This is a genomic window from Streptomyces mobaraensis (assembly GCF_020099395.1).
Classification (GTDB): Bacteria; Actinomycetota; Actinomycetes; order Streptomycetales; family Streptomycetaceae; genus Streptomyces.
The window spans coordinates 3,736,291-3,748,975 of record NZ_CP083590.1 but is presented as its reverse complement, the minus strand read 5'-3'; the positions used below and the strand labels follow the sequence as shown (position 1 = coordinate 3,748,975).

General features: G+C 70.1%; 7 protein-coding genes. 2 read left to right on the top strand and 5 right to left on the bottom strand.

What is annotated here, in order from left to right; genetic code table 11:
• Positions 1–86: 86 nt before the first annotated feature.
• Both murJ and K7I03_RS16225 read right to left on the bottom strand, forming a co-directional pair.
• Positions 87–2,351, bottom strand: a complete 2,265-nt coding sequence (gene murJ / locus K7I03_RS16230) for a murein biosynthesis integral membrane protein MurJ (RefSeq protein ID WP_185940363.1) — start codon at positions 2,349–2,351, stop codon at positions 87–89.
• 46 nt (positions 2,352–2,397) lie between these two features.
• Positions 2,398–4,716 (bottom strand): DUF6049 family protein, encoded by a 2,319-nt coding sequence (locus tag K7I03_RS16225; RefSeq protein ID WP_398857311.1) that lies wholly within the window; start codon positions 4,714–4,716, stop codon positions 2,398–2,400.
• A 208-nt stretch (positions 4,717–4,924) separates the two neighbouring features.
• On the opposite strand from K7I03_RS16225, the gene K7I03_RS16220 reads away from it, so the two are divergent.
• Positions 4,925–6,394 (top strand): CCA tRNA nucleotidyltransferase, encoded by a 1,470-nt coding sequence (locus tag K7I03_RS16220; protein ID WP_185940364.1) that lies wholly within the window; start codon positions 4,925–4,927, stop codon positions 6,392–6,394.
• Between the two features lie 19 nt (positions 6,395–6,413).
• Here K7I03_RS16220 and K7I03_RS16215 read toward each other — a convergent pair whose 3' ends face one another.
• From K7I03_RS16215 to K7I03_RS16205, 3 genes are all read right to left on the bottom strand, one after another.
• On the bottom strand, positions 6,414–7,745 hold the full coding sequence (locus K7I03_RS16215) for an MFS transporter (protein ID WP_185940365.1): 1,332 nt from the start codon (positions 7,743–7,745) through the stop codon (positions 6,414–6,416).
• 77 nt (positions 7,746–7,822) lie between these two features.
• Complete coding sequence (locus K7I03_RS16210) at positions 7,823–8,905, bottom strand: inositol-3-phosphate synthase (RefSeq protein WP_185940366.1); 1,083 nt, start codon at positions 8,903–8,905, stop codon at positions 7,823–7,825.
• A gap of 49 nt (positions 8,906–8,954) precedes the next feature.
• Entirely contained in the window at positions 8,955–9,548 is a 594-nt protein-coding gene (locus K7I03_RS16205; RefSeq protein WP_004950660.1) for a PadR family transcriptional regulator, read from the bottom strand.
• 512 nt (positions 9,549–10,060) lie between these two features.
• On the opposite strand from K7I03_RS16205, the gene K7I03_RS16200 reads away from it, so the two are divergent.
• Positions 10,061–12,592, top strand: coding sequence for a transglycosylase domain-containing protein (locus K7I03_RS16200; RefSeq protein ID WP_224347077.1), 2,532 nt, complete (start codon positions 10,061–10,063; stop codon positions 12,590–12,592).
• The last annotated feature ends 93 nt before the right edge of the window (positions 12,593–12,685 follow it).

The following is a 12,685-nucleotide window of genomic DNA, read 5'->3' as shown; positions in this document are numbered from 1 at the left end:
TTGCACCCTGTCCGCAGCCAAGACAATTGTGCCCACACTCCGTCGCCCTGCACGACACACGACGACGGGTGATGGTTGTGCTCCGGTCAGCGTCCCAGACGCCCGCGGACCATGCCGACCATGGCGTTGACCTCTTCCACCCGCATGCGTTTGGCGGCGATGTAGAAGACGCCGAGGAGCATCACGCCACCGCCGATCAGGGCGGCGAGCGAGCCGAGGACGCCGCTGCCCAGGACCTGGCCGATGCCGTAGGCGATGGCGCCGCCGATGAGCGTCGCGGGGACGCACGCGCCGATGAGGCGGGCGTACGTACGCACCACGCGGGTGCCGTCCAGATCGCCGCCGAGCCGGTTGCGCAGCCTGCGCCATGCGACGCCCACACCGACGGCGTAGGCGAGACCGTAGGAGACGCCCATGCCGACCACGACCCAGCGGGCGGGCAGTAGGAAGTAGCTGAGCGCCGCGCCCGCCGCGTTGACCGCGGCGACGATGACCGTGTTGTAGAAGGGGGTGCGGGTGTCCTCGTAGGCGTAGAAGGCGCGGAGGACGACGTACTGCACCGAGAAGGGGATCAGGCCGAGGCTGAAGCCCATGAGGGCGTAGCCGAAGAAGCGGGCTCCCTCGATACCACCCGATCCGAAGAGCAGGGTGCAGATCGGGACGCCGAGGGCCAGGAAGGCGAAGGCGATGGGCACGATCGCCACGGCCGAGGAGCGCAGGCCCTGCGAGATGTCGTCCCGGACGGCGCTGGTGTCGCCGTCGACAGCCGAGCGCGACAGGCGCGGGAGCATCGCCGCCATGATCGAGACGGTGAGGATGGCCTGCGGCATGTTCCAGATGAGCTGGGCGTTGATGTAGGCCATGATGCCGGTGCCGGCCTGGCGACTGTTGACACCCGCAGCGGTGGCGAGCTGGGTGACGACCAGGTTGCCGGCCTGGTTGGCGAGGACGAAAAGCATCGTCCACTTGGCCAGCTTCGCGGCCTTGCCGAGGCCGTGGCCGCGCCAGTCGAAGCGCGGACGGATCTTGAAGCCCGTAGCCCTCAGGTAGGGGATCATCGCCAGCGCCTGGACGACGAGACCGAGCAGAGTGCCGACGCCCAGCAGTCGGATGCCCTCCGGCGGGATCGTGATCTCGTGCCCGCCGAAGCCCGAGCTGTTCGCCGTGCCGTACACCCAGAGGAACATACCGAGGGTGGCGATGACGACGATGTTGTTGAGGACGGGGGTCCACATCATCGCGCCGAAACGGCCTCGCGCGTTGAGGATCTGCCCCATCACCACGTGGATGCCCATGAAGAAGATGGTGGGCATGCAATAGCGGACGAAGGCGACCGTCACCGAGTTGGCGTCAGGATTGTCGGCGAACTTGCTGGACAGCAGGGGCACGAGGAACTCGGCCCCGAACACGGTCAGCAGAGTAAGACCGCCGAGGATGACGCCGACCACCGTCAGCAATCGGTTTGCGTAGGCCTCTCCGCCGTCGGCGTCCTCCTTCATCGAGCGCACGAGCTGTGGAATGAAGACCGAGTTGAGCCCGCCGCCGATGGTCAGGAAGAAAATCATGGCGGGGAGCTGGTACGCCACCGTGTAGGTGTCGCCCAGTACGCCGGCGCCCAGGGCGGCGACGAGCATCGCCTGTTTCACAAAGCCCAGAAGCCGGGACGCCATCGTGCCCGCCGCCATCAGGGCGCTCGACTTCAGCAGGCCCGCCGCCTTGCCGCCCTTCGCCGCCGGCGCCGCAGGAGCGGGCTCCGGCTCCACCAGGGGCTCGGCCGCGGGGGGCTCCACCGCGGGCACCATCGGCTGGGTGTGTTCCATCGACGCCGCCGCCGGGTGCGGCCCGGGCGCCGGGACCGGCCGGCCCTGCGGCCGCTGCGGCTCGTAGGGCTGCTGCTGGTCCCGGTAGAGGTGGGCGAAGGCGTCGCGCTGGGGCGGCGTGGGCGTGGTCCGGTCGGGGAAACCGCTCACGCTGCCGATGAGCTGGGTCGCGTCGTCGTCACCGGCGGCCGGGGGAGTCTGCGCCTGGGGCGCGGGCGGCCACGCCTGCTGCTGCGGGTACGAGGGGGCGGGCGGCGGAGGGACCTGCGGACCGCCCTGGGGCTGCCCGTAGGGCTGCCGGCCGTAGAGGGGCTGCCCGCCTTGGTGGAAACCACCCTGCTGCGCCGCGCCGTCGTCGGCCGGTGCTTGGCCGGGGTACGGCTCGGCGGGGTAGGGGTCCCCCAAGTACGGGTCCGGGGCGTACGGGCCCGGCTGCGGCGGCTCCTGGGCACCGGGCGGTGCCGGCGGGTACTGGTCCCGCCGGTCACCTCCCGCGCCCCGGCCGCGGTCACCGTCGTACGGCGCGTTCATCCCTAGCCCACCTCATCCGTCCGCGGCCGACCGGCCCCACGACACGTCAACGTTCCACTTTCTCACCCGGCCGGGAGGGTTCACCGCTCCCCGTTCCGTCGTCCGTCGCCGGGTCACCCGGGCGCTCGGGCTCGCCGCCGCCGTTGTCGCCGCCGTCCGAGGGGCCCTCGCCACCGGTCTCCGGACCGTCTCCGGCGCCGTCACGGCTGCCCGAACGCTTGCGCTTCAGGTAGATGCGGAGTCCCGCGAGGACGAGGAGGAGGACACCACCGGCGATGACCAGCAGAACCATAGGGGTGATGGACGTGACATGCACAGTGAAGTCCATCCGCTTGCCCACCTGCTGGCCGTCCGCAGTGTAGAGGCGGGCGCGCACATTGACCGGACCGTTGGCGTAGGCCCGGGTCTCGAACTTCACCGACTGGCTGTGCCCGCCGTCGATCTTCACGAGCTGCTTGTCCGTGACCTTCAGACGGTTCGGCTGCGTCGACTCCAGCTGCAGATACAGGTGGTCGACGCCCTGGAGCAGGCCGTTCTTCACGGTCACCGGGATCGTCGCACTGCGCCCGGAGAGGGTCGCGTCGGACTTCTCCACCAGCTTGACCTGGTCCTGCAGGGTGTCGAGGTACGACTCCACGGACGCCCGGAAGTCGGAGGCGCCCGCCGGGTCACCGCGCCACGAGGTGGACATCTCGCGCATGATCGCGCTGCCGAAGGGGATGACGACCCGGTCCGGGGAGGTCAGGATCGTCTTGAAGGAGGACAGTTTCTGTTGGGTGTCCTGGATCTCCGTGAACGCCTCGGAGGGCAGTTCCTGGGCGCGGAGGGCCTCCGGGTACGAGCCGGGACCGGGGATCCGGCGGCCGGCGGCTGGGTCCGGCTTGGCCTTGGCCGCGTCGCTCAGGCGGTCGAGCGGCTGGGTCCAGCGCCCGGCGGACAGCCCACCCAGCGCTGTCGCCATCGCCTGGGCCTGGCTGGTGGTCGGCATGCGCTGCGGGGCGACGACGATGCTGCGCTCGTTCTCCGGCGCCTGCTTGTTGATCATCAGGCTCTGGGCGAGGAACCGCTGTACCGCGAGCGAGGCGTCGCCCGCGCGGGTCATATCGCCCTCGAAGGCCGTGGAGAGGCGCGCGTCGGCGACGATGGCCGTGACCCCTCCGCCGATCTGCCGGGCCGCCGTAGGGGCGTAGGGGGAGCCGTCGGGCTCCCGGAGGCTGTCGCTGCGGGTGATGATGTTGTGGGCGCCGGCCGAGGTGCCGACGTCGACGACGGAGCGGTCGATGGCCCCGTCGACCGGCCAGGCGAAGTCCGTGCGCGGCTTCACTTGGAGGATGGTGTCCACGGTCGTGGCCGCGAGCTCGGTGGCCGACTGGAGGTGGCTGAGGCCGCCACCGCGGTGCGCCAGCGAGGCGATGTCCGGGTCTCCGAAGGGCAGGGCGACGACCTCCTTGCCGTTCACCGCCGTCTGGAGCTGGCTGAGCCACTGCTTGGCGACCGCCTGGCCCCGGCCGGGGATGTTCTTCCCGCCCGGTCCGGCGACCTGGTAGCTCTTGGTCATGGCCTCGACGGTGGCCAGCAGGTCGGGGTCGATCACCCAGGTGACGTGCAGATCCTGGCCGAGGGCCACCAGCTGCTGGAGGCGGCCGCCCGGGGCCAGCTCCGCCGCGAGGTCGTCGTTGGGGAAGATCGGCGTCTGCTGCTGGTCCGACTCGGTGCGGGCCGTGAGGTGGGTGCTGGAGATCAGCGGCCAGAGGAAGGTGACCTTGGTCTTCTTGCCGTCGGCGCCGGACGGCTGCCACGGCAGCAGGGTGCGGCGGATGCCGAGCACCCGCTCGTACTGCTGGTCGCTGGTCTGGCCGGAGAACGAGACGCCCAGCGGGTAGACACCATCCCGGTCCAGGCTGAGGTCCTTCGCGGGGACGGTCAGCGTGAACTCTCGGGAGATGCCCGGCTGGAGCTTTCCGATCTTCTGCGTGTGGCCGTTCAGCTCGGGGCCGTCGTTGCCCGGGGAGAAGGGGGTCCGGTCGCCGATGTCGTCGATCTCGCTGCGCGTCGAGAGGAGCCCTCCCACCCGCAGTCCGATGTGACCCGCGCTGACCGTGGACCGCCCCTTGTTGGTGACCGTCCCCGAAATCGTGATCTTGTCGCTCTGGGTGGGGGCGACCGGAGTCAAAGAGTCGATGGAGATCGCGACCGTCCGGGAGCCCGTGCCGTCGGCGCGCGCCGTGGGCGCGGTGGAGAGCTCGGTGACGCCCAGGAGCACCAGCAGGACGGCGAGGAGGGGCAGGACCGACCGGATCCGGTGGAAAGCGGCAGGAGGCGTCGTCCCCCGGAACGTCTCCTGGAACTCTGCCGCCTCGGCCACGCGCTCGCCCGTCCCTCGTCGTCGTCAGTGGTCGTCGGTTGTGCGTCCACGAATGGTAACGAGGCGCGCTGTGCCGAAGTGCTGCGGACCGGAGCGCAAGATCACCGGAGCGGGCCGATGCCCAGGCTGTGGCGGTTTATGACGGTCCTCACACAGCTCCGCCGATAGAGGACGGCTATCGGCGTCCGGCCACGTACCCTTTCCTGTTGTGCCGAACGCCAACAACAGCCACTCCGTGCCGACGAACGAACTGAACCAGGTGCAGCGCCGCGCCGTGAGCGAGCTCCTGCGGGTGTCCCCCGTGGCCGACGACCTCGCCCAGCGCTTCCGCGCCGCCGGGTTCACCCTCGCCCTGGTCGGCGGCTCGGTACGGGACGCGTTGCTCGGCCGGCTCGGCAACGACCTGGACTTCACCACCGACGCCCGTCCGGACGACGTCCTGAAGATCGTCCGCCCGTGGGCGGACACGGTCTGGGAGGTCGGCATCGCCTTCGGCACCGTCGGCTGCCGCAAGTCCGGCTTCGATCTCGAAATCACGACTTATCGGTCGGAGGCGTACGACCGGACCTCCCGCAAGCCGGAGGTCTCCTACGGCGACTCCATCGAGGAGGACCTGGTCCGCCGCGACTTCACCGTGAACGCCATGGCCGTGGCGCTCCCGGAGAAGGAGTTCATCGACCCGCACAACGGCCTGGAGGACCTCGCCGCCCGGGTCCTGCGGACGCCCGGCACCCCGGAGGAGTCCTTCTCCGACGACCCGCTGCGCATGATGCGGGCCGCTCGCTTCGCCGCCCAGCTCGACTTCGAGGTGGCGCCCGAGGTGGTCACCGCGATGAAGGAGATGTCCGGGCGGCTGGAGATCGTCTCCGTCGAGCGGGTCCGGGACGAGCTCAACAAGCTCGTCCTCTCCGACCACCCGCGCAAGGGCCTCCGGCTGATGGTCGACACGGGGCTGGCCGCCCTGGTCCTGCCGGAGCTCCCGGCCCTGCGGCTGGAGCGCGACGAGCACCACCGGCACAAGGACGTCTACGAGCACACCCTCATCGTCCTGGAGCAGGCCATCGACCTGGAGGCCCCGCGCGACGAGCCGGGCGGCGGTCCCGACCTGACGCTGCGGCTCGCCGCCCTGCTGCACGACATCGGCAAGCCGCGGACGCGCCGGTTCGAGAAGGACGGCCGGGTCTCCTTCCATCACCACGAGGTGGTCGGCGCGAAGATGACCAAGTCGCGGATGACCAAGCTCAAGTACCCCAACGAGCTGGTGAAGGACGTCTCGCGCCTCGTCGAGCTGCACCTGCGCTTCCACGGCTACGGCACCGGCGAGTGGACGGACTCGGCCGTCCGCCGGTACGTCCGGGACGCCGGGCCCCTGCTCGACCGGCTGCACAAGCTCACCCGCTCCGACTGCACGACGCGCAACAAGCGCAAGGCGCAGGCCCTCTCCCAGGCCTACGACGGACTGGAGCAGCGCATCGCCGACCTTCAGGAGAAGGAGCAGCTCGACGCCATCCGCCCGGACCTGGACGGCAACGACATCATGCGGATCCTGGACATCGCTCCGGGGCCCCAGGTCGGCAAGGCGTACCAGCACATGCTGGAGCTGCGGCTGGAGAACGGACCTATGGAGCACGACGAGGCCGTCGCCGCGCTGAAGGAGTGGTGGGCCGCGCAGGGCTGACCGCTTCGCCGGCGATGTTTCACGTGAAACTCCCGGCGTCGTCGGTGGGCTCGGGCTCGCTCTCAGGCGTCGATGTTTCACGTGAAACCCGGGCTCGGGCCGCCAGGGCGGCGGCCGTCGCCGCGTAGAGCACGGCGACGGTGACAACCAGGGGCACGGACCGGCCGTCGTGCGGCAGCATCAGGGCCGCCACGGCCGCGGCCCCCACGAAGGCGACGTTGAACAGGACGTCGTAGAGGGAGAACACCCGGCCGCGGAACGCGTCGTCCACCGCTGCCTGGACGACCGTGTCCGTCGAGATCTTCGCGCCTTGGGTGATGAGCCCCAGGACGAAGGCGGCGATCAGCATCGGGGCCGGCTCGAAGGGGAGGCCCAGGGCCGGTTCGAGCACCGCGGCGGTGGCGGCGCAGACCACCATCCAGCCGAGCCGGCCGAACCTGCCGACGGCCCAGGGGGTGATCAGTGCCGCCGCGAAGAAGCCGGCCCCCGACACCCCGACCGCGAGCCCCAGCAGGGCGAGTCCTGCGGAGTCCGTGTCCGTCCAGGCGTAGCGGCACAGCATGAGCAGGGTGACGGTGAGGGCGCCGTAGCAGAAGCGCATCAGGGTCATCGCGGCGAGCGCCCGTGCGGCGGGCCGGCGGTGGGCCAGATGGCGGAGCCCGGCCGTCAGACCGCGGACGGTCACTCCGATGGCCGTACGCAGGGTGGTCGGCGTTCCGTCGGTGTCCGGGCCCAGCAGGCCGGGTGGCATACGCAGGGCGCTGAGGCCCGCGCACAGGTAGAGCAGGGCGCCGACCAGGACCACCAGGGCGTCGGAGGCGCTCCCCTTGGGGGCGGCGAGCCGGACCGCGAAGGCGATTCCGCCGCCGGCGGTGGCGGCGAGGGTGCCGGCGGTGGGCGAGACCGAGTTGGCCATCACCAGCCGCTCCCGGCTGTCGACCACATGCGGCAGGGAGGCGGAGAGGCCGGACAGGACGAAGCGGTTGACGGCCGTCACCGAGAGAGCCGAGGCGTAGAAGAGCCAGTCGGGTACCGCGGCGAGGATGAGTACGGCGGTGCCGACGGCCAGGACCGAGCGGACCAGGTTGCCGTGGAGCAGCACCTGGCGGCGGCGCCAGCGGTCCAGCAGGACGCCGGTGAAGGGGCCCAGCAGCGAGTAGGGCAGCAGCAGGACGGCCATCGCCGAGGCGATGGCGGCGGGGGACGCCTGTTTCTCGGGGGAGAACACCACATACGCGGCGAGCGCGACCTGGTAGACGCCGTCCGCGGCCTGGGAGAGCAGCCGTACGGTCAGCAGGCGGCGGAAATCGCGCAGTTGGAGCAGGACGCGGAGATCTCGCACAACGGGCATGTCGCACAGCCTCACACACGGGACAGGCCCCCGAGGAGATTCCCTCCGAGGGCCTGCGCGAGAGCTCTACGAGCGGGTCAGCGCTCGACCTCGCCCTTGATGAACTTCTCGACCTGGTCGCGCGCCTTGTCGTCGAAGTACTGCACCGGCGGGGACTTCATGAAGTACGAGGAGGCCGACAGGATCGGGCCGCCGATGCCGCGGTCCTTGGCGATCTTCGCGGCGCGGAGGGCGTCGATGATGACACCGGCGGAGTTCGGGGAGTCCCAGACCTCCAGCTTGTACTCCAGGTTCAGCGGGACGTCGCCGAAGGCGCGGCCCTCGAGGCGGACGTAGGCCCACTTGCGGTCGTCCAGCCAGGCCACGTAGTCGGACGGGCCGATGTGGACGTTCTTCTCGCCGAGCTCCCGGTCAGGGATCTGGGAGGTGACGGCCTGGGTCTTGGAGATCTTCTTGGACTCCAGGCGCTCGCGCTCGAGCATGTTCTTGAAGTCCATGTTGCCGCCGACGTTCAGCTGCATGGTGCGGTCCAGGATGACGCCCCGGTCCTCGAACAGCTTGGCCATCACGCGGTGCGTGATGGTGGCGCCGACCTGGGACTTGATGTCGTCGCCGACGATCGGGACACCGGCCTCGGTGAACTTGTCCGCCCACTCCTTGGTGCCGGCGATGAAGACCGGGAGGGCGTTGACGAAGGCGACCTTGGCGTCGATGGCGCACTGCGCGTAGAACTTGGCGGCGTCCTCGGAGCCCACCGGCAGGTAGCAGACGAGCACGTCGACCTGGCGGTCCTTGAGGACCTGGACCACGTCGACGGGGGCCTCGGGGGACTCCTCGATGGTCTGGCGGTAGTACTTGCCGAGACCGTCCAGGGTGTGGCCGCGCTGCACGGTCACGCCGGTGGCGGGCACGTCGCAGATCTTGATCGTGTTGTTCTCGCTGGCGCCGATGGCGTCCGCGAGGTCGAGACCGACCTTCTTGGCGTCCACGTCGAAGGCGGCCACGAACTCGACGTCGCGCACGTGGTAGTCGCCGAACTGCACGTGCATCAGACCCGGCACGCGGCCGTTCGGGTCGGCGTCCTTGTAGTACTCGACGCCCTGCACCAGCGAGGCGGCGCAGTTGCCCACGCCGACGATGGCTACGCGAACCGAACCCATTCCGGTTGCTCCCTGTTCGTTCTCGACGAAGCCCTGCTGTATGCAGGGCTCACTGGTCCGGACCGGTGCGTCTGTCACGCCCGGCCCGCTCGCTCTCGATCAGCTCGTTCAGCCAGCGGACTTCGCGCTCCACCGACTCCATGCCGTGCCGCTGGAGTTCGAGGGTGTAGCTGTCCAGCCGCTCGCGCTCGCGGGAACGGGCGAGAGAGGCACGCATCTTCTCCAGCCGCTCCTCGAGCCGGCTGCGGCGGCCTTCCAGTACCCGCATCCGTACGTCCCGCGAGGTCTGTCCGAAGAACGCGAAGCGGGCGGCGAAGTGCTCGTCCTCCCACGCGTCCGGACCGGTGTGCGCGAGCAATTCCTCGAAGTGCTCTTTTCCCTCTGCCGTCAGCCGGTAGACGATCTTCGCCCGCCGTCCGGCCAGGGACGCCGCCTTGGCGTCGTCGGGAGCGCTCCCCTGCTCCTCCACCAGCCAGCCGTTCGCCACCAGGGACTTCAGGCAGGGGTAGAGGGTGCCGTAGCTGAACGCCCTGAACACCCCGAGCGAGGTGTTCAGACGTTTCCGCAGCTCGTAGCCGTGCATGGGGGACTCGCGGAGCAGGCCGAGGACGGCGAACTCGAGGATGCCGGAGCGTCTGCTCATGTTTCGCCTCCTTGTCCCCCACAGCCTAGTCCTTTGCTCCCGCGTCTTTACTGGTCACTTATGCCGAGCTGATGTATCGACTCGATACATCCAGACGATAGAACGCGCCTCCTGAGTCGACAAGAGGGGGAACGGTGAACGAGGTCACATCACCGGTTCGTGGGACACGAGGGGCCTGAATTGGAGTGAACATCCCCAGTAGTCGCGATTTGACCGTGCGTACTCTGTGCGCCATGCAGACCACTGGGAACCGGGTGACGCGACATGACGTCCTCGACCCGGATGCAGTGCGCCCGGCCGTTCAGGGGGCCGGATCGCACCGGGGGGAACGCAAGCCACCTGCCGCTTCCAGGCGATAGCGCCTGCCCGAGGAAGTAGTCGTTCGATGAGCGAGCATCGCCGTAAGCCGCCCCAGCCGCAGGGCGGCGGACGAGCCGCGGCCCGGCGGGCGGCGCAGCAGCCGACGCCCGGCCGCCGCGCCGCACCACGCGGCGGCCCCGCCCTGCCCGGCCGTGGGCGGGTCGAGGAGCCCCGGTCGGGGGGGCCGCGCCGAAGCCCGGCGGGCGGACCGGCGCGGGGCCGGGCCGGGAGGGCGCAGACGCCCGCCCGGTGGCGCGGGACCGGGCCGGTCCCGGCGGGACGGCGGCAGGCCGGGGAAGAAGCGGTTCATCGACTATCCCCGGGCCGGCCGCGACGGCTGGCGGCGCTGGATCCCGTCCTGGCGCCTGGTCACCGGTTCGATCGCGTCGTTCATCGGGCTGATCGTGGGCACGGTGGGCGTGGCCCTGGCCGTGGTGCAGGTCCCCAGTGCCCAGCTGGCCTCGAAGGTGCAGAAGAACGTCTACTACTGGTCCGACGGCAAGCAGATGGTCGTGGCCGGCGGCGGCAGCCTCAACCGGCAGATCGTGCCGATCTCCCAGATCCCGATGTCCATGCAGAACGCGGTGATCTCCGCCGAGAACGCCAGCTTCTACAAGGACTGGGGCGTGGACCCGATGGGCATCGCCCGCGCGGTCGTGAAGATGGCGCAGGGCGGTGAGACGCAGAGCGGTTCGACGATCACCCAGCAGTTCGTCAAGAACACGTACCTGAGCCAGGAGCAGACGCTCAAGCGCAAGGCCACCGAGCTGCTGATCTCGGTCAAGGTCGGGGCCACCCAGGACAAGCACGACATCCTCGCCGGCTACCTCAACACCGCCTACTACGGCCGGGGGGCCTACGGGATCCAGGCGGCGGCGCGCGCGTACTACGACAAGGACTGCGCGGACCTGACGCCGAGCGAGAGCGCCTATCTGGCGGCGACGCTGAACGGGCCGAACCTGTACGACCCGTACGGGGGCCAGGGGCCGGCGGCGACGCCGGAGAAGAACACGAAGCGGGCCACGGACCGCTGGAAGTGGACGCTGGACCGCGAGGTCCAGGTCGGCCACATGCAGGCCGCCGAGCGGGACAAGTGGGTCGGCCAGGGCTTCCCGCAGCCGCAGAAGCCGAAGCCCGCGACCAACCGCGCGGGGCAGATCGGCTACCTCACCGACCTCGCCGACAACTACATCACCAACCACTCCACGATCAGCAAGGGCGAGCTGGACAAGGGCGGTTATCAGATCTACACCACCTTCGACCGGAAGAAGGTCAACGCCCTGGCGAAGTCGGTCGAGGACGTGCGCAAGGCGAACCTCAAGCCCGATGTGCGGGACGTCGACAAGTACGTCCAGTTCGGCGGGGCGTCGGTCGAGCCGGGGACCGGGAAGATCGTGGCCATCTACGGCGGCGAGAACGCCCTGACCCACTTCACCAACAACGCGGACTACACCGGCGTCCAGGTGGGATCGACGTTCAAGCCGTTCGTGCTGGCGGCGGCCATGACGCACGGGAAGCGGAACCCCTCCCTCGGAGCGCAGCAGAGCGACACCCAGCGCACGCTCGTCTCCCCGGAGAGCATCTACAACGGTGACAACAAGCTGACCCTGCGGATGTACAACGGGACCGTCTGGCACGACCAGGACGGCCAGGAGTGGCACCAGAAGAACGACGGTGACGAGGACAAGGGCCTGATCAGCCTCCGGACGGCCATGCAGTTCTCCGTGAACACCCCCTACATCCAACTGGGCATGGACGTGGGGACGGACCTGGTCCGGGAGGCGGCGCTGGCCGCGGGCCTGGACAAGGAGCAGCTGGCCTCGATCACCCCGACCTTCTCGCTGGGCACCTCCGCGCCGAGCGCGATCCGGCTGGCGGGCGCCTACGCGACCTTCGCGGACAGCGGCCGGCAGATCGACCCGTACTCCGTCGAGAAGGTGGAGAAGAACGGCAAGCCGGTCTACCAGCACGAGAAGAAGAGCGCCCAGGCGTTCAGCGCCAACGTCGCGAACAACGTCACCGACGTGCTGAAGACGGTCGTGGAGGCGGGCACCGGTACGGCGGCCAAGCTGGGCGCGCGGCCGGTGGCGGGCAAGACCGGGACGACGGACGGGAACCGCTCTGCGTGGTTCGCGGGGTACACCCCGCAGCTCTCCACGGCCATCGGGATGTACCGCGTCGATCCGAACGCCAAGAACCAGCAGTTCCTGTCGATGCGCGGGGTGGGCGGCAAACCCACCATCCACGGCGCCTCGTTCCCGGCGGAGATCTGGGCCGACTACATGGGCAAGGCGCTCAAGGGCGTTCCCATCCGGCAGTTCGACCCGCCGCAGCCCATCGGCGAGAAGATCTTCGGCGACGGGGCCAGTCCGTCCCCGGCCCCCGCGCCGTCGTCGTCACCGTCCGCGTCGCCTTCGGAGTCGGCGCCCGCCTCCCCGTCCGCCCCGCCGTCCCCGACGCCGCGTCCCACCCGGACCTGCGGGCTGCTCGACCCGCGGTGCCGGCTCGGCGACCACGGGCACAAGGACGACGGCGGGCCCGGCGGCGGGCCCGCGGGGACCACGGGCGGTGAGCCCGGCGGGCCGGGCGGCCAGGAGGGCGACCCCGGTGGCGGCGACGACCAGATGCCGCCGGGCCAGAGCCGGCGGCAGGGCGGCGGCCTCTTCGGCGGGCCGTTCGGCTGAGCGTCCACCAGCCGCTGAGGGCTTCGGGGCCGTTCCGTTCACTCGGAACGGCCCCGAGGTTTTCCACAGGCGCGGGCTTGCCCCCAGGTTGTC